The sequence below is a fragment of the Fictibacillus terranigra genome, from assembly GCF_030412265.1.
GTDB lineage: Bacteria > Bacillota > Bacilli > Bacillales > Fictibacillaceae > Fictibacillus_C > Fictibacillus_C terrinigri.
Window position 1 is genome coordinate 121,280 of the sequence record NZ_JAUHLN010000004.1, and the last position, 18,388, is coordinate 139,667.

The 18,388-nt window shown below is 42.0% G+C and carries 17 protein-coding genes and 1 pseudogene; 14 read left to right on the forward strand and 4 right to left on the reverse strand.

Translation table 11 applies throughout. The features are described 5' to 3' along the window. Positions 1 to 86: 86 nt before the first annotated feature. Positions 87 to 197: a hypothetical protein gene (locus QYF49_RS18555; protein WP_290401095.1), complete on the forward strand. Its 111-nt coding sequence runs from the start codon at positions 87 to 89 to the stop codon at positions 195 to 197. A 34-nt stretch (positions 198 to 231) separates the two neighbouring features. Here QYF49_RS18555 and QYF49_RS18560 read toward each other — a convergent pair whose 3' ends face one another. Beyond that, positions 232 to 495, reverse strand: a complete 264-nt coding sequence (locus QYF49_RS18560; protein ID WP_290401096.1) for a DnaA N-terminal domain-containing protein — start codon at positions 493 to 495, stop codon at positions 232 to 234. A gap of 313 nt (positions 496 to 808) precedes the next feature. Beyond that, positions 809 to 1,258 carry an Lrp/AsnC family transcriptional regulator gene (locus tag QYF49_RS18565; RefSeq protein ID WP_290401097.1) on the reverse strand — a complete coding sequence of 150 codons (450 nt, stop codon included), beginning with the start codon at positions 1,256 to 1,258 and terminating at the stop codon, positions 809 to 811. Between the two features lie 121 nt (positions 1,259 to 1,379). On the opposite strand from QYF49_RS18565, the gene QYF49_RS18570 reads away from it, so the two are divergent. From QYF49_RS18570 to QYF49_RS18620, 11 genes and pseudogenes are all read left to right on the forward strand, one after another. Continuing rightward, a complete protein-coding gene (locus tag QYF49_RS18570; RefSeq protein WP_290401098.1) occupies positions 1,380 to 1,787 on the forward strand; it encodes a carboxymuconolactone decarboxylase family protein in 408 nt (135 codons plus the stop codon). 257 nt (positions 1,788 to 2,044) lie between these two features. Beyond that, positions 2,045 to 2,350 (forward strand): antibiotic biosynthesis monooxygenase family protein, encoded by a 306-nt coding sequence (locus tag QYF49_RS18575; RefSeq protein WP_290401099.1) that lies wholly within the window; start codon positions 2,045 to 2,047, stop codon positions 2,348 to 2,350. A 5-nt stretch (positions 2,351 to 2,355) separates the two neighbouring features. Then, on the forward strand, positions 2,356 to 3,114 hold the full coding sequence (locus QYF49_RS18580; protein WP_290401100.1) for an alpha/beta hydrolase family protein: 759 nt from the start codon (positions 2,356 to 2,358) through the stop codon (positions 3,112 to 3,114). Between the two features lie 32 nt (positions 3,115 to 3,146). After that, the gene (locus tag QYF49_RS18585) at positions 3,147 to 4,055 is read left to right on the forward strand and encodes a DMT family transporter (protein ID WP_354005853.1); all 909 of its coding nucleotides are present in this window, start codon (positions 3,147 to 3,149) and stop codon (positions 4,053 to 4,055) included. Between the two features lie 27 nt (positions 4,056 to 4,082). Beyond that, positions 4,083 to 4,553: a 2-thiouracil desulfurase family protein gene (locus tag QYF49_RS18590; protein ID WP_290401102.1), complete on the forward strand. Its 471-nt coding sequence runs from the start codon at positions 4,083 to 4,085 to the stop codon at positions 4,551 to 4,553. Positions 4,554 to 4,649: 96 nt separating this feature from the next. Next, positions 4,650 to 5,690 (forward strand): annotated as a pseudogene (locus tag QYF49_RS18595) (alkene reductase); the annotation flags it as partial. Between the two features lie 215 nt (positions 5,691 to 5,905). Continuing rightward, complete coding sequence (gene cspC, locus QYF49_RS18600; protein WP_290401103.1) at positions 5,906 to 6,106, forward strand: cold shock protein CspC; 201 nt, start codon at positions 5,906 to 5,908, stop codon at positions 6,104 to 6,106. A gap of 397 nt (positions 6,107 to 6,503) precedes the next feature. Further along, complete coding sequence (locus tag QYF49_RS18605; RefSeq protein WP_290401104.1) at positions 6,504 to 6,767, forward strand: MOSC domain-containing protein; 264 nt, start codon at positions 6,504 to 6,506, stop codon at positions 6,765 to 6,767. Between the two features lie 135 nt (positions 6,768 to 6,902). After that, positions 6,903 to 7,631: a MerR family transcriptional regulator gene (locus QYF49_RS18610; protein WP_290401105.1), complete on the forward strand. Its 729-nt coding sequence runs from the start codon at positions 6,903 to 6,905 to the stop codon at positions 7,629 to 7,631. A 200-nt stretch (positions 7,632 to 7,831) separates the two neighbouring features. Next, positions 7,832 to 9,268: a flavin monoamine oxidase family protein gene (locus QYF49_RS18615; protein WP_290401364.1), complete on the forward strand. Its 1,437-nt coding sequence runs from the start codon at positions 7,832 to 7,834 to the stop codon at positions 9,266 to 9,268. A gap of 155 nt (positions 9,269 to 9,423) precedes the next feature. Continuing rightward, positions 9,424 to 9,639 carry an alpha/beta-type small acid-soluble spore protein gene (locus QYF49_RS18620; protein WP_290401106.1) on the forward strand — a complete coding sequence of 72 codons (216 nt, stop codon included), beginning with the start codon at positions 9,424 to 9,426 and terminating at the stop codon, positions 9,637 to 9,639. Positions 9,640 to 9,942: 303 nt separating this feature from the next. On the opposite strand, the gene QYF49_RS18625 is transcribed toward QYF49_RS18620, so the two are convergent. Together QYF49_RS18625 and QYF49_RS18630 are read right to left on the reverse strand one after the other, a co-directional pair. Then, on the reverse strand, positions 9,943 to 11,010 hold the full coding sequence (locus QYF49_RS18625) for a sulfite oxidase (RefSeq protein WP_290401107.1): 1,068 nt from the start codon (positions 11,008 to 11,010) through the stop codon (positions 9,943 to 9,945). A gap of 169 nt (positions 11,011 to 11,179) precedes the next feature. Next, positions 11,180 to 12,058: a phosphatidylinositol-specific phospholipase C/glycerophosphodiester phosphodiesterase family protein gene (locus tag QYF49_RS18630; RefSeq protein ID WP_290401108.1), complete on the reverse strand. Its 879-nt coding sequence runs from the start codon at positions 12,056 to 12,058 to the stop codon at positions 11,180 to 11,182. Positions 12,059 to 12,937: 879 nt separating this feature from the next. Here QYF49_RS18630 and QYF49_RS18635 point away from each other — a divergent pair. Together QYF49_RS18635 and metH are read left to right on the forward strand one after the other, a co-directional pair. Further along, positions 12,938 to 14,779, forward strand: a complete 1,842-nt coding sequence (locus tag QYF49_RS18635) for a bifunctional homocysteine S-methyltransferase/methylenetetrahydrofolate reductase (protein ID WP_290401109.1) — start codon at positions 12,938 to 12,940, stop codon at positions 14,777 to 14,779. 7 nt (positions 14,780 to 14,786) lie between these two features. Further along, the gene (gene metH, locus QYF49_RS18640; RefSeq protein WP_290401110.1) at positions 14,787 to 18,227 is read left to right on the forward strand and encodes a methionine synthase; all 3,441 of its coding nucleotides are present in this window, start codon (positions 14,787 to 14,789) and stop codon (positions 18,225 to 18,227) included. Positions 18,228 to 18,388: the final 161 nt, after the last annotated feature.

Sequence of the window (18,388 nt, forward strand, 5' to 3'; positions counted from 1 at the left end):
GTTTAAATAGAAGAAGGAAAGAAGTCCCCCAGACAGCATTCCAAGAATCGCATGGGGAATTTTTTGAAGAGAATGGCAGTATCAAGATGCCGGTATCGGTTCAAGCCCATCATGCCCTGGTGGACGGCGTTCATACTGGAAAGTACTTTAGCAGGCTGCACGGCTGGCTGAATGATCCGGATAACTATACTGATTAAAGAGTAAACGCCTCCTATTCGGAGGCGTTTTTCATTAATTAATGTAGGGAGATGCTTCTCTATAAATAAAGGCTACATGCTTTATGCTTGCTTTTACTTTGGAAGCGGCTTCTAAAACGGTTGAGGTATATCTGGCTTCCAGCCATTCCTGCTGGATTGGATCATCGACAAGCAGTATGAGGGTATTACCCTCAATGTTACGGGCAATGACCGTACTGAACCATGTCTCGAAGTTGGGACCGCTTATTTTTTCCTTAATCTCTTTCAAAATTTCATCCCACAAGATTTGAGCGTCCATTTACACTACTCTCCTTTACCTCAACTGATCCATTTAATCTTATCATACTTTGGGAACGGTATTTCCAAAGAAAGGGCTTGTTATACAGAAAATGCAGAAAATGAAACAAAGACCAGGGAGCTCTGACCTTTTATTAGCTGAGATTCGTGTTCTCCCCAAATCGATTCCCATCGTGGCCATTATACACTCTCCTTCGGTTAATCTTCTTAGACAACATTTGTTTTCAACGTGACTATTATATAATTTGGGTCCTGCAAATTTAAACAAAATATGGAAAACCGTACAATGGCCTATTAAACTTTTATCCTGTTTTTTAAACGTTCGTTTCATAGAAAGCCCGTCCAGACGTTTCAACCTGTGAAAAGATAAAATGGGTGACGGTTTGAGCATAGGGGTTTACGTGTTCAATAAATTCTTCTGCTTTCGCGAATGTCGGGAACTGCAGTTTCAGCATAAAACACGCATTGCCGGCAATACGGTAGCAGAACTCCACGTTCGGCAGCCTCTCGATAAAGTGTTTGAAGGACCTGTAGTCCCCGTTTTTAATGGTGGCTTCCACAATGCATTGGATCGGCTGCCCCAGCTTTTCATAATCTACTTCCACCGTATACTTTTTAATAATGCCGAACGATTCCATTCTTCTTACGCGCTCTGTGACAGAGGGTGAAGAGAGGTTAACCCTTCTGCCAAGCTCACTCATCGATAAGCGGCTGTTCTTGCTCAGTTCATCTATGATTCTTCTATCCATATCGTCAATTTTCATTTCTTAAAGAAATCCTCCTAAACTCATTTTCTTCTTAAAGTAATCGGGTAAAGTACATTCCCCGTTTAATGGGAAGCAACCAGGAGCTTTGCTATCCTAAATGTACAAGGAGGTTAGAATAATGGCAAGGATACAAGAATCGAATTTCGGGGCTACTCCGTTTCAAAAACTGTTAGGGCATAGCCCGGAGATCATGGACTCATGGAGCCGTTTAGGGGAGGTTTTGGGGAAGGATGTGAGGCTTTCCTCCGAGCTGAAAGAGCAGGTGAGAAGGGCATTAGCCCAGGAAAATGGCTGTGAGTACTGCAAAGCAAAAGGAAAGCCTGAACCGCATCTATTTGATGAGAAAACATCGATTGCCATCGGTTTTACCGAGGTGTTCCTGAAGACGAAAGGAGATCTGCCGGATTCCATTTTCCATGTCTTGAGAGAATCATTCTCTGATGAAGAGATCAGTGAGCTTTGTGCGTTCATGGCGTTTACAACCGCCTCACAATATTTTGGAGCGATGATGAAATTGGAAGCTTAAAATGTAAACTCTCAATCGAAAAGGTAAACCCCTTCATCATGTCGAACCAGCAAAGGAAAGATCTTAAATTACAGGGGATGAATATACAGTTTTCGATTGTTGAACTTTATGAAAAATGCGGATTTGTTAAGCAAATGGCGTTCAATAACGGAAGAACCGATTTCTTTGCGATGATCAAATCCGTATAGTGCAAGGATAAGAGTTGCTTCGGCAGCTCTTTTTCTTCATGTTATACTGTTAAAAAAAGGAGTGGTGACATGATATTGGAAGCGGTTATGCTGCAGGTGAAGCAAGGCATGGAGGAGGAATATGAAGAAGCGTTTCGTCAGGCCTCAACGATCATTTCGTCTATGAAAGGCTACATTTCACACGAACTGCAGCGCTGCATAGAAGTTAATGGCAAATATTTATTGCTGGTGAAGTGGGAAACATTAGAGGATCATACCGTTGGGTTCAGGCAATCGAGTGAGTATCAAGAATGGAAGCATCAGCTGCACGATTTCTATGACCCCTTTCCAACCGTTGAACATTTTGAAAACGTGCCTTTAGAAGAGATGGGCTGATCCGTATGGAATATGCGATAACACTTGAAGTCAAGGGATTAACACTGCGCGGGATGGCTCATAAGCCAGTATCAGACGGTCCTGTAAAAGTGCCCGTGGCTATTCTGTTTCACGGATTTACTGGATCGAAAATAGATGGCCACTTCTTATGGGTGCGCTTTTCCCGTGAGCTGGCAAAACAGGGAATTGGCTGTGTGAGGTTTGACTTTTCCGGTTCAGGAGAAAGTGGCGGTTCTTTTTCAGAGATGACATTTAGCGGCGAGGTACATGAGGGCAAGGAGATCGTGAATTTCGTAAAAGGAATGGACTGGGCAGATCCAGAAAGAATGATGTTAGTGGGGCACAGTATGGGCGGTGCAGTTGCTGTCCAAGTAGCGAAAGAAATTCCGGATAACATACATAAAGTGTGCTTATGGGCGCCAGTCGGCAACATGAATAAGCTGGCCGCTTCTTACTTTGAAAAGCACCCCAAGCTTCCGAATGGGAATGTTGATCTAGACGGACTCGAGCTGGGCCGCGGATTTTATGAAGACTTAAAGGGCCGCGATCTCTATCACGATATCACAGCATATACGAATCCGGTCATGATCATCCATGGAACAGATGACCAGACGGTTCCGCATGAATACGGACAAAAGTATTACGATGCTTATTTAAACAACGATCGCGGGATTCATTTAATGGAGGATGTTAACCATGTATTCTCCAGATTAAGCTGGATCGAGGAGCTATTTGGTCACAGTATTCGATTTCTGAAAAAATAGAGCTTTCTAAACAGGATTTTATAGAACTGAAGGTGGAAAAGTTGAACGCTAAGGCTTTCATTATGGCATTCATTACGATTATCATTTGGGGATCAACATTTGCGGCGATCCGAGCGGGTCTGCATGGCGGCTATTCGGCGGGCCACTTAGTTCTCACCCGTTACTTCATCGCATCCAGTGTTTTTATCCTTTACGCCTTGTGGCCGGGGGTGAAATTTCGGCTGCCGAAAAAAGAAGACCTTTTTAGGCTTCTTCTGCTTGGATGGGTCGGCATCAGCATTTATCATATCGGAGTAACATTTGGTGAGCAGACCATTTCCGCAGGAACAGCCGGCATGCTGATTGGAGCAGCGCCTGTCTTTACAGCGCTGATCGCAGTTTTTGTGCTCAAAGAGCGGTTGGGGAGGTTCGGATGGATCGGCCTTGGCATCGGTTTGGCGGGAGTGGTATTGATTACACTGGGGACTGCAGGCCCGTCCCTGACCATTTCCAGAGGAGCCCTTTTAGTTTTGATGGCTGCTGTAGCCACGTCTGTCTTTTTTGTTTATCAAAAACCGTTCTTTCAGCGGTATACCCCCATTGAATTAACGGCGTTTGTGACGTGGGCAGGTACGATTCCATTTTTCTGGTTCTCTCCGGGACTCTTTGATTCGATACAGCACGCCACCATGGAGGCTCATCTTTGTGCGATTTATGCAGGAGTCTTTCCGGCAGCCATTGCTTATGTCACGTGGGCGATCGCTCTTTCATCAGGTAATGCCAGCTCTGTGGCCAGCATGATCTACTTGGAACCGGCTGTCGCGATATTGACAGCGTGGATCTGGCTGAACGAGTGGCCGAGCACCCTTTCGCTTATCGGCGGATTGGTTGCAATATCGGGTGTTCTTGTTGTTAATGTCCTGGATAAGAAGCCATTGAAAGTGAAAAAGAAGACAGCATGATGTGGAATTATGGGTGGAGGTGATGATGTGATACTGATCAGTGCTTGCTTAGCTGGTTCAGAGGTAAGGTACAATGGCACCCATTGTCTTAATACAAAAATCAGGAAACTAATAGAAGAGAATAAGGCCGTAACTATATGTCCCGAGTTGCTTGGCGGTCTTCCAACACCGAGAGAACCAGCAGAAATAGTTGGCGGGCATGGAGAACACGTTCTTGATGGTAAAGCGAGGGTGCATGAGAAATCAGGAAGAGACGTTACAGAACTGTACATAAAAGGAGCAAATGCTGCGCTTGAAAAAGCCAGAGAGCTGAAAGCTGATACGGTCGTCCTCAAGGAGTTCAGTCCTTCCTGTGGAAGCAGGTTCATCTATAACGGTGAATTTAAAGGAGCAAAAATAGCGGGAAATGGTGTGACAGCAGCACTTCTGCAAAGAAACGGCATTCAAGTGCTGTCAGAAGATGACTTTCTTAACCGGATCCAATCATTTGATTATTAGGCTCTTCTCGTATAATCTTACTCTTAACGATTACTTAAAGTAAGTTTTCTCAAACAATAAGAGGTTAAGGGAGGAATCCAATTGAGTCAAATTTCTAAGCTTGTTGAACCTGTAACCATTGGTGCATGGAACTTAAGAACAAGAACAGCAATGGCGCCTATGACACGGGCGTTTGCCGATGACAAAACCGGTGTGGTTAATGATCAAACCGTAGAATATTACCGAAAGCGGGCTCAGGATGGAATCGGACTCATCATTACAGAAGGTGTTGTGATCTCACCTCGAGCAAAGGGGAATCCTGGCGTACCTGGGCTATACACTCAAGAACAGATCGATGGCTGGAAAAAAGTCACCGACGCGGTACACGCTGAAGGCGGAACGATCATTGCACAAATATGGCATGTCGGCCGGGCAAGCCACCATGAAATAGCAGGAGGGCTTCCTCCACAGGCGCCATCTGCTATTGCTGCTGAAGGAAAAGTGTCACGGTTCGGTAAACCTTTCGATGTTCCTGAAGAAATGAGCGAGGAAGAAATTGCAGAAGTCGTGAATCAATACGCACAAGCTGCAAAAAATGCGATGGAAGCTGGCTTTGACGGCGTCGAAATCCATGGTGCACACGGTTACTTAATCGACCAGTTTAACTCGGACGTTTCAAATAAAAGGACGGATCGGTACGGCGGTGATTTGAAACAGCGTCTTACGTTTATGAAAGAAGTTCTAAAAGCAGTCATTGATGCTGTCGGAACAGACCGTACCCTTATTCGTTTCTCGGCTCTTAAGATTGATCAGCCCACATACATGTGGGAAGACCCTGAAGCTGCCATTCAAACATTTATCGATGCTTTTAAAGAAACAGGCGTTCAAATGATTCACCCTTCTACCATGGAATTTACCAAACCCATCGCCAGAGGATTAACGTTGCATGAATTGGTACGCAGCCACTGGGATGGAGTTATCGTTGGTGTAGGCGGACTTGATGCAAATACAGCAGAAGTTGCATTGAAAAAAGGTACAATTGATGTGGCCGCCATTGGCCGGCCGCTGATTGCCAATCCGGATTATCTGGCACGTATAAAACAGGATCAGCCACTTGTCGAGTATGAAGCCCAAAAACATTTAATTCAATTAGTGTAATAGAAACGAAATGACCAGCTGCCTCGAAAAAGGCAGTACCTATTTCTTTCATTTTATTTGCTTTAATTTCTATTTTCTGTTATTCTAAAAAAGAATTATTTTTGTTCGGTGTAAAACTAGAATAACTATTTTACTTTTCATCTGATGATCTTGATGATCACTTTGGGCAAGGATAGTAACACATTGTGTGTTTAACACACTAGGAGGCAACATATATGGAGCAAGGTACAGTTAAATGGTTTAATGCAGAAAAAGGTTTTGGATTTATCGAGCGTGAAGGTGGAGACGACGTATTCGTTCATTTCTCTGCTATCCAAACTGATGGTTTCAAATCATTAGATGAAGGTCAAAAAGTTACTTTTGATGTTGAGCAAGGTGCTCGTGGAGCTCAAGCTGCCAATGTTCAAAAAGCATAATTAGCTCTTCTCTATTAAACAGGTCCTTCTTACAAGGATCTGTTTTTTTGTTTTCTAAAAAAAGTGCAATGAAAAAACCCGCTCAACGCAAGAGCGGGTAAATGGTACAAGTAAAGTGATGCTCGTTTAAATGGTTTAACTAAGTATAGCATAGTGATAGGAGATATCCTAATTTTAAAATGGGAAATTTAGTTACCGTATGCAGGGAGATTTAATTCCTTAGCTAAAATGAAATGGACCCCACTTTCTTTCATTAAGAAGCGGGGTCCATTATGAGTTTTATTAAAGGGAATTTATTAAATATAGAGAAATTTGCATGGATATTAATAAACTTGCAATTCCTGAAGCCATCTTTGGACAGGGGCGATACAACAGGGAAAAGGGTGAGGTGGATTAAATGTTAATTGGCCATATCAAAGAAATCGTCCGACATCCTGTGAAATCTTTCTATGGAGAAAGTGTCAAGGAAACAAAAATAATGAAATATGGTTTGTATGGAGACCGGTGTATGATTATTACCATTCACCCAGAAAATGCAGAGAGAGATTCCACTTTACTTAAAACGGTTGTTCAAGAAAGAAACAATCATTTTGGCGTTTATGCTGCGGTCATAAAAACGGGGGAACTGCACAACGGTGATGAGGTCCACCTTCTGGAATGAATATGGAGTTGCGTATGCAGCTCTTTTTTTTGTTTACCTCATTTTTAAAAAAATGATTGAAAGGGCTTGAAGCTCACACAGTGTCAGGTTGTATAGTAAGGTTGCCGGCAAAAACAATTCGTACGAAATGAGGGGTTGAGCCTGAACAATAAAAACTGGAAGGTTGGAGAATTAGCTAAACAAACCGGACTTACGGTACGCATGCTACATCATTACGATAAGATTGGACTATTTTCTCCTTCAAAATATTCAGATTCGGGTCACAGGCTTTATACAGAATCAGATATCGCAAGGCTGCAGCAAATCATGTCACTTAAGCAGTTAGGATTTGCGTTGGAGGAGATTAAGGAGATCATGGACAATCGAAATTTTAATCCGGTTGAACTGATCAAAGTACAGTTGAATGATGTGAAAAAGAGTATTCGGCTGCAAGAACTGTTATGCAGCCGTTTGGAGAAAGTATATGAATTGCTTATTAGTCAGCAAGAAGTAACGCATGAACAATTTATAAATTTAATAGAGGTGATTAACTTGAATAAAGATAAATACTTTACAAAAGAACAGCAGGAAAAGATGTTCAAACAGCTTGGACTGGAGAAACGAAAGGAGTATGTGAGTGAATGGGCTGAAATCACTGCAAAAATCCGTGTGGAATATGAGAAGGGGACACCGCCGGAAAACGTGGATGTCACACATTTGGCCAAACAATGGAATGAATTCCTCGATAAGCTGAGTTTTGGAGATCCCGAGATTTCCAAGGCCGCTGAAAGGTATTACAGAGAGAACCCGCAAATCGGAGAGAGATTTGGAATAGGTCAACAGCTGTCTGACTACATCAAGAAGGCCATCTCACACCTTAATTAATTCTCAAACCAAACCGTATGCCAAATAGTGCATACGGTTTTTTTAGTTGTTTTTAGCACCTCAACTTACAAACATAGTTATTTCTCCTTGAGAATAAACTTTAGAAGTTAGTTATGACACGGCAATCAAGAGGCGTTATAACTTTGTGAGGCGGTCGAGAGGGGGCATGACATTTGAACAGACAGTTAACGACAGAACAGATGCTTTCCTATATTAGAAATGGACTTGGTCTATCGCAGGTCCAAAAAAAAATAGTGGTTGTTGGGGCAGGGATGTCAGGATTGGTTGCAGCTTCCTTATTAAAGGGTGCTGGTCATGACGTAACGTTACTGGAAGCTACCGCGAGGGTTGGGGGCCGTGTATACACGATGCGAAGCCCCTTCGTTGATAATATGTATCTTGATGTTGGAGCTATGCGGATTCCCCATGATCACTATTTGGTCCTTGAATATATAAAAAAATTTCAATTGCGTGTTAACTCGTTCTTAAATACGACTCCCAATGACCTGATCTATGCAAATGGTATAAAAACCAACAAGGCGGCATATGAGAGAAATCCAGACATGCTAAATTACCCTGTTGCTCCGCATGAGATAGGGAAGACAGCTGAAAAATTATTAATGACAGCGATTAAACCGGTTGCTGACTTTATCCTTAAAGACCCCATTAAGAATTGGAAACAAGTCGTAAGAGACTTTGACAAGTATCCCATGTCTTTCTTTTTGCAATATAATCCTGTAGGGATGAGCTTATCTCCAGGCGCAATTGAAAGCATTAAAGTACTCCTTGGTCTTGAGGGATTTCCTGAACTTTCGTTTCCGGCTATCCTCAGAGAACTATTGCCTCTCTTTAGCGCCGGTGTCACATTTTACGAAGTAGTCGGTGGGAATGACCTGCTTCCTAAGGCTTTTTTACCTCAATTAAAAGAAAACCTCTTTTTAGGATATCAAATGACAAAAATTGAACAGCACAATAGTGAAGTAACCATTCATTCCAGACATACACAAAGTCAAAAGCCTTTAACGGTTACAGGGGATGTAGCCATTATCACCATTCCGTTTTCAGTGTTATCCTTTGTGGAGACTCAGCCTGCTTTTTCACATCACAAAAGGAAAGCGATTCGGGAGCTTCATTACGTTTCATCAACGAAAATCGGTCTGCAATTTAAAGAGCGATTCTGGGAAAAGGAAGGGATAAGAGGCGGGAAATTGATGACGGACTTACCGATCAGGTTTGCTTATTATCCCAGCCATTTAATCGGTTCAACCGGATCAGGCATCATTTTAGCCAGCTATACATGGGAAGATGATACATTGTCATGGGATAACTTGCCCGAAGGTGACCGAATCCGAAATGCATTAGACAATTTATCTTTAATCCATGGCAATCAAATATATTCAAGATTTCTAACAGGCGCTTCTCATAGCTGGTCACAATATCAGTTTTCAGGGGGGGCTTTTTCTATGTTTAAGCCTGGGCAGGAGACCGACTTATTTCCAGTTATCCCCACGCCTGAAGGAAGGGTCCATTTTGCTGGCGAACATACTTCAACAGCCCCAGCCTGGATAGAAGGGGCGATTCAATCCGGAATACGGGTTGCACATGAAGTTACCAATCTGCCAAGATCAAAGCCGTAAGCCTGAACGGAATGAGCTGCCCTCCGAGGCGGCTTTTCTTATGATCATCGGGCAGATTAATTGGAGAAACGGAATAATAAATTATACATTTTAAAAATTATTGCATAAAAAACAATTTAAAGTGAGATGTTATGGAAAAAGGAGGTGAATACATAATGGCAAATCGTAGTGGTGGGAATCGTAATCAGGTTTTGGTACCAGGTGCACAACAAGCACTAGATCAAATGAAATATGAAATTGCTACTGAGTTTGGTGTTCAACTAGGAGCTGACACAGCTTCTCGTGCGAACGGTTCAGTAGGTGGTGAGATCACAAAACGCCTTGTTGCTCAAGCACAATCGCAACTTTCTGGAGGCTTTGGAACTCGCTAATTGATCAATAATGCATAAGTTTTACTTTCTTAATCAAAACATAATGGATCAGGCTGCCTAACCAATAGGCAGTCTTTTTGTATTGTCCGCTGAACGTAGCCGCCTGTTAAAACAACAATGGATAACAACACCTGCCTATAGCAGTTATCCCCATATCATTCAGCATAAACCAAAGGACAACGATGTATCCGTTTTTTCTTGTTAAATAAATGTAAATTTATCAGAACTAGCGTTGATATAAACTTAAATAATGAAAGATAGGGATCCAAGTTGGGTATGACAAGGGGGGGGATCCAGTTGTCCTTACTCGATTTTCACTTTTATACGGTCATGTGCATTGTACCCATATCCTTTTTTGTTCCAAAATGGATCAAATGGTTGAACATTGCCGTAAGTGTCAGTGGCTTTTGATCGTATGGCGTATTCACCATCGTTTGCTGCGTTCCATTTATAATTCCAAGAAACCCATGCATATTTTTGGGGGACCGCATCTAATTGGCAAGGTTCCCAAGTGTGTCCCTCATCAAAGCTTATTTCTACCTTTTCTATACTTCCTTTACCTGTCCAGGCGATTCCCTTTATTTCATATATGCCTTTATGCAGCAATTGCATTTCTCGGGGAAACTGGATAGTGGAGTTTACATTAATGTTTGTAACAGGAAATTTCCCTTTTTCATTTTCGTTATTGGGATAATAGATATAATCCTTGGCTTGAAAAGGTCCGCTAAAAGCCCTGTCGATCACAGTGATCTTTTTGATCCATTTAACGGACGCCATGCCATACCAACCTGGAACAATTAACCTCAAAGGGAAACCATGCTTAAAGGGTATGGGGCGACTATTATATTGATAGGCAATGATTGTATCTGGATCAAGAGCTATCTCTATAGGCAGACTTCTTGAAAAATGAACAATCCGGTTAGAATCAGGCCTTTCTCCAAAGTCATGACCCTCAAAAACAATTTCCTTAGCCGTATTAAGGAGTCCCGTATGCTGTAATAATATTCTTAAAGGAACCCCTTTCCAAATTCCTTGACTGATTGCTCCTTTACCCCACTGCTCCCCAAAAACTTTAGGCTGAAATAATCCCCGTTTATTACCGGAGCATTCCAAAACAGCTTTTACGTTCTTTGAAGGCAAAGAGTAAATATCCTGGAGAGAAAATGCCTTTGAAGTATGAACAAGCCCCTCGACTGTAAGGAAATAGAAAGAAGAAGTAAAGTTTGGATAAGTAAAGTGATTCCTTCTATAGAAAAGCTTAGGGTGGACAATATCATCATTTGAAAATTGTATAGGAGTTTCTTGATTTTCCGGCACTAATGATTTTGTAGTTAAGTAGGGTTTAACATCGATTTGACCGAAATCCTGCATAAAGATCCCCTCTTTACAATGAAATTGATATTAAAGCATATGTGAGTCGCCCATCTTCTATTTCCATCAGCGTTTTATCCAAATAACGAGCATTTTATCGATATACTAAAAAAGGATGCTCTGGGCATCCTTTGGCTGGTCAATGTTTCGCGAATTCAAGCAAGTGTTTTTACCACTCGATATGCTGCTGGGTAGGGTTTGGATCGTTTTCCAGTATATACTTTTGTAGTTCGGGAAGATCATCTGTATTAATTAAGTCTACATCCGCCTTCATGAGCTCATCCCATACAGCTTTACGATTTGGAAGGTCGAGATCAGGTGTCGCCCAAAATCTGACCATCTGTCCGTTGTTGTGTGCAGTTTTTACGATACGATTCAGCTTGTCTCGTTCTTCTGAAGGCATTTCACCTTCACCTTGCCATGTAAAATGTTTCGTCCAGTTATCGCTGATTACGGGCATGAATTCATTGGAAGCAGGTGTTCCTAGATCACTCATTCTGCCATCATAAGCTGCATAACGAACGGCTTGGTTCTCCATCAAATCTCTTGGACGATTTCCTGAAATAATTACGGTTACCGCACTTTCGTTTACGCCAGCTTTTGAAAATTTCGTGAGCATTTTTTGATAGTCAGCAAGCTGTTGATGAATTTTTTTATAAGTGGCCACGTCTTCAGATTTAATATCAATCCATAGCAAGAAATCCTGATCCGAACCTTTGTATACTGATCCTTGGTTTTGAGTAACTTTTCGTTTGAGTGGTTCTAAATATAAAGATTTTAACGTCCGTTCTGGTTTGACATCGACCTCATCATGAGCCACAAGTAATTTTCCATCCTTTAGCCATACATCTGCTTCTACACTAGTAAAGCCATGGCCGAGTGCGTCATAAAGCGGCCTTTCATGTTCATAGTCGTTATGCGCATGCGCTTTGGCAAGGGGCACAATCTTAGAATCATTTGGCTCAGTTTCTGCAAAAACTGGTATGGCTGCAATGGACATCGTTATAGCTGTTATGGCCACCGACACCATTAATCTCAATCGTTTCATATTTTTCCTCCCCACTTCAATTTCACTACCATTCTAGCTCATAACCATGATGAAAAAACGAAATCAATAGAACCTTAACAAAAAATCAAGATTCATTTGTTCAATACTAAGTCAACTAAAGGGGAGAGGTTAGTGGAGGAATTCTTAAGTCGGCTTCAGATTAAATATAATGGAAAACTTTGTATGATGCGTTCGGATGGAAGGAGACAGCCGTATGATTTGGTTGCTTGTTATTTCTCCATTAGCATTGCTCTTCTTCATCACTGCAATCATTGAAAGAAATGGAAAAAAGAACGAAATGAGTCTAACATGAATCATCACAATCAACACATTACTGAGGAAGGCAATGCTGTACGAGGCAGCATTGCAAAACGCTAAAAATAATAATCATGGATAGGAGTGTAAAAACGTTGGAGAGGAGATAAACCTGATCGAATTGGTGTTGTATTTGATGATGATTATCCAAAACAACATTTTGGTGTGAACTGGTTGCTGCGGCAGCCTTTTTTTGCGCGGAATTCTAGTAATTAGATGGTTAATGGTGGCCATTTCGAGGCTGATCTTCGTTGTCCGGGCGCATTACTCACGGGTTTCGTTCATTTACTCACGGTTCGACATGGTTTACCACCAAACGCATCATCTTCAAAAATTTTATCAAAATATAGGGGATGCAAGAAGCCGCAAGCACTGTTAATCGAATCCGGCGTTTATTTTTTCTTCTCTTAATCTACTTTATTGTGTTTACTCTCGAAAAAACCCTTATTACCGGTTTTTAGCCCAATCAAAAACTATTATTCTTCATAAGATAATTAAATCACTTAATAGTGTTATAGATTTTGATTACTTTTTGTCATTGGGACAAGGCTAGGAGGGCTAACCATGGGGTTGTTGGAGGATTTAGAAAAAAAAATATTAATAGGGGATGGTGCGATAGGCACCTTGCTGTACTCCTATGGAAAAAGCTGTTGTTTTGAGGAATTGAATCTTTCTCGGCCGGAACAGATTTTAAATATTCATAGGGCTTACATTGAAGCAGGAGCGAATGTGATTCAAACGAATACTTACGCAGCGAATTATGTGAAGTTATCAAGGTATGGTTTAGAGGATCAAGTAAAGTCTATTAATAGTGCAGCTGTAAAAATAGCAAAAAAAGCTGCCGGAGACAAAGCATTTGTAGTGGGGACGATAGGCGGGCTGCGAGGGATACGGCCGGACAGCAGCATTACGATAGATGATATTAAACGTACTTTTCGAGAGCAATTATATTGTCTATTACTTGAGGACATAGATGGTTTATTACTTGAAACCTATTATGACCTCAATGAATTATTAACCGTATTATCCATTGCCAGAAAGGAGACATCATTACCCATCATCGCACAAGTTACGCTCCAAGAACCAGGTATGATGCAGGATCGTATCCCGATAAAAGAAGCCATCCAAAAATTAGTGGAACATGGGGCTGATGTCGTCGGATTGAATTGTCGATTAGGTCCAATCCATATGATTCAAACATTAGAAGATATTCCCCTCCCTGAAAGGGCTTATTTGTCAGCCTACCCGAATGCCAGCCTTCCTTCATTCTGCGACGGAGAACTTAAATACGAAAGTGATGCGGATTATTTTAAAGAGTATGCACAATCTTTTCAAAAGCAGGGTGTTCGGTTACTCGGCGGGTGTTGCGGCACTACACCGGAACATATACGCGCATTTTCCAGCGTGCTTCAGGATACTGCTCCGATCAAAGTGAAAACGGTCAAACCAAAAGCACAAAAAGTAACAGTGCAGGTGTCACAACCACCTCGTCCCACGCCATTACAAGAACTCGTGAAGAAAAGAAGTTCCATTATCGTTGAATTAGACCCTCCAAAAAAATTAGATGCGGATAAATTCTTTGCAGGTGCAAAAGCACTTAAGGAAGCCGGTGTAGATGCGATTACTTTAGCGGATAATTCACTGGCATCCCCACGGGTCTGTAATATGGCTTTAGGTTCCATGGTTAAATCACAAGTTGGGGCAAGGCCCTTGGTTCACATTGCATGCCGTGACCGAAATATCATCGGCCTCCAGTCACATCTTATGGGGCTTCATACATTAGGTATACATGACATTTTAGCCATTACAGGAGATCCTACCAAAGTAGGGGATTTCCCTGGTGCTGCTTCCGTATTTGATGTGTCATCATTTGAATTGATCCAGATGATCAAACAGTTTAATGAAGGCATCTCGTTATCCGGAAAGGATCTTGGCCAAAAAACGGCGTTTTCTGTCGGCGCCGCCTTTAACCCTAACGTCCGTTCACTGGATCATTCCATAAAAAGGATGGAAAGGAAAATTCAATCGGGTGCAGATTATTTCATTAGTCAACCCGTGTTCTGCGAGAAAAAACTAATGGAAATCCATCAGGCGGTCAAACCATTAAACGTTCCATTATATATTGGCATTATGCCGCTCACCAGCAGCAGAAATGCGGATTTTCTTCATCATGAAGTGCCCGGGATCAAGATTCCCGAAACGATTAGGGAGAGCATGGGGAAATTCAAAGATGATCCAGTTAGGGCGTCCCTGGAGGGTTTAACCATTGCAAAATCTTTGCTGGATACGGCAATGGAGCTTTTTAATGGTATTTACCTGATCACTCCTTTTTTACGTTATGAATTAACAGTAGAATTATCAAATTATGTAAAAGAAAATGCTAGTCACCAATCGAATGGAGGATAACCAAGATATGTATGACCCATTTTTAAACCGATTAAAAAACAAAATATTAATTATGGACGGTGCGATGGGTACCATGCTTCAACAAGCCCAGATAACCGCAAAAGATTTCGGGGGAGAAGAATACGAGGGCTGTAACGAGCATCTAAACTTAACAGCACCTTCTGTTATTAAGTCGATTCACCTGGACTATTTGCACGCCGGAGCAGATATTATTGAAACCAACACATTCGGCGCCACGAATCTTGTTTTGGATGAGTATGGCCTTGGTGAAAAAGCTTATGAAATCAATCGAACAGGCGCACTTATTGCAAGAGAAGCGGCAGATCAAATTTCAACCAATGAATGGCCGCGATTTGTCGCAGGCTCGATGGGACCGACAACTAAAACCTTAAGTGTAACGGGCGGAGCAACCTTTGAAGCTCTTACGATTGCTTATGAAGAACAAGCAAGAGGATTGTTGGATGGAAATGTTGACATATTATTGCTTGAAACATCTCAGGATATGCTGAATGTGAAAGCCGGTTTTCTAGGCATTAAACGGGCGTTTAAAGCAACTGGCAAGGAAGTTCCGATTATGGTATCAGGAACCATCGAGACCATGGGAACAACACTTGCCGGCCAGTCCATTGAAGCGTTCTATATCTCCCTTCAACATATGAATCCTGTTGCGGTAGGATTGAATTGTGCGACGGGTCCTGAATTTATGCAAGATCATATAAGGTCGCTCTCCCAGCTCTCTACGTCTGCAATAATCTGCTACCCGAACGCGGGGTTACCCGATGATGAAGGCCATTATCATGAAACACCGGAATCTCTGGCAAAAAAGCTGGCCGGTTTTGCGGAAAAGGGCTGGTTGAATATTGCAGGCGGATGTTGCGGGACAACACCTGAACACACTAAAGAGATCTTCAAGGTGATGAAGCAATATAAGCCTCGAATGATTCAACAAGACCATCCCCATATGGTATCAGGAATTGAACCGTTTATTTATGATGATCCATCATTGCGGCCGATCATGGTCGGTGAGCGAACGAACGTCATTGGATCCCGAAAATTTAAACGATTGATTGCAGAGGGCAAATTTGAAGAGGCTTCAGAAATTGCCAGAGCTCAGGTGAAGGGCGGAGCCCATGTCATTGACATTTGTCTTGCGGATCCTGACCGCGACGAGCTTCAAGATATGGAAAGCTTCATGAAGGAAGTTGTAAAAAAAGTAAAAGTGCCCCTTGTTATTGATTCAACCGATGAACAAGTGATTGAAAAAGCATTAACTTATTCACAGGGAAAAGTGATCATTAATTCGATCAATCTTGAAGACGGCGAAGAACGGTTTGAAAAGGTTGTTCCCCTTGTGCATCAATATGGTGCGGCTGTCGTTGTCGGAACCATTGATGAAAAGGGCATGGGAGTGACAGCAGAGCGCAAATTGGAAATTGCCAAGCGTTCCTACAACCTTTTGGTTCATAAATATAAAGTTTCACCAAAAGATCTTATTTTTGATCCGCTCGTCTTTCCAGTCGGAACGGGTGATGAACAATATATTGGTTCGGCCAATGCAACGGTTGAAGGCATTCGTTTAATTAAAAAGCATTTTCCTGAATGTCCAACGATTCTTGGTATTAGCAACGTCTCGTTCGGCCTTCCTTCTGTCGGCAGAGAGATCTTAAATGCCGTCTATCTTTATCACTGTACTCAGGCGGGATTGGATTATGCAATCGTGAATACGGAAAAATTGGAACGGTATGCCTCTATTTCAAAAGATGAGGTGGATATGGCGGAGAAACTTCTGTTTGAAACAACAAAAGAAGCGTTGGATACTTTCACTGAATTCTATCGGGGAAAAAAGAAAAAAGCAAAAGCGGCCGGCCCGATCCTGTCACTTGAGGAACGTCTCGCCTATTATGTTGTTGAGGGGACAAAAGAAGGATTGATTCCCGATTTGGAAATGGCGTTAAAAAAATACTCCCCTCTTGAAATTATAAACGGACCCCTAATGGATGGAATGCAGGAAGTTGGCCGCCTTTTTAACGACAATCAATTAATTGTTGCGGAAGTTCTTCAGAGCGCAGAGGTAATGAAAGCTTCTGTTACGTTTTTGGAACCCTTTATGGATAAGAATGATGCCGCCTCTACAAAAGGGAAGGTTTTGCTTGCGACCGTAAAAGGCGATGTTCATGATATCGGAAAAAATCTCGTGGATATCATATTCAGCAATAACGGTTACCACGTCATTGACCTTGGAATTAAGGTTCCGCCCGCTGAGCTGATTGAAGCGGTGAAAAAGGAAAAACCTGATATGATTGGACTCTCCGGCCTTTTAGTAAAGTCTGCTCAGCAAATGGTCGTAACTGCCCAAGATTTAAGACAGTCCGGAATAACGACACCCATTTTAGTAGGGGGTGCGGCATTAACCCGTAAATTTACCGAAACGAAGATCGCTAAAGAATACGATGGAATCGTATTATATGCAAAAGACGCCATGCAAGGATTAGATCTTGCCAACAAACTGCAAACACCTGAAGAAAAAGAAACGATGCTGATTGATAAATCGAAAAAGAATGACCCTCCTCCGTCCGATGTAAATGTTGAAAAACACCCCAAACCATCAGTCGAGAACAAACGATCTTCCATTTCTCCTTCACCGGCTTTCATTCCCAAAGACACGAAACGCCATATTTTGAAGAAAGTTCCTTTAGGTCACATTGAACCCTATATAAATCTTCAAATGCTTCTAGGACATCATCTTGGGATAAAAGGTAAAATTCCTAGACTCATTCAAGAAAAGGATAAACAGACCTTAAAGCTTAAAGCCTTTGTGGATCAGCTGCTGAAAGAGGCAAAGCAAAATAAATTCATTACACCCTCCGCTGTCTATCAATTTTTTCCGGCACAGTCCAAAAATGATACGATTCTTATCTACGACCCTAACAACCATCAATCCATTATTGAACGATTTCATTTCCCGCGTCAGGCCAATTCTCCCTATCTTTGCCTAGCTGACTATTTAAAGCCCGTTGAAAGCAACACGATGGATTATTTGGGATTTTTTACAGTTACTGCAGGGCTTGGTATCCGTCAACTCGCATTAAAGTATAAAGAACAAGGAAGATTTCTTGAAAGCCATACATTGCAAGCTCTGGCACTGGAAACGGCTGAAGGGCTCGCTGAGTTCATTCACCAACAAATGCGGGATCGCTGGGGATTCCCTGATCCCATTGATATGGCCATGCAAGACCGTTTTGCCGCCCGGTATCAGGGCCAAAGATATTCATTTGGCTATCCGGCTTGCCCAGAGCTGGAAAATCAAACAAAGCTCTTTAAATTGTTAAACCCAGAAGATATTGGCGTGCAATTGACTGAGGAATTTATGATGGATCCGGAAGCATCTGTATCTGCAATCGTGTTTTCACATCCAGAAGCCCGGTATTTTAATGTTGATAATAGATGACGATGACTAAAGAAAGAAATCAGTTTGATCGACTGTGTTTGACTGCCGGCCACAAGAATTGTCTTTAAGCTAAAAGTGCTGACTTCTACTTTAAGTCAGCACTTTTTGTATAGCTATTTGCGGATTTTGAAGATAACTAAGAGAGTTGTCCAACCAATTCT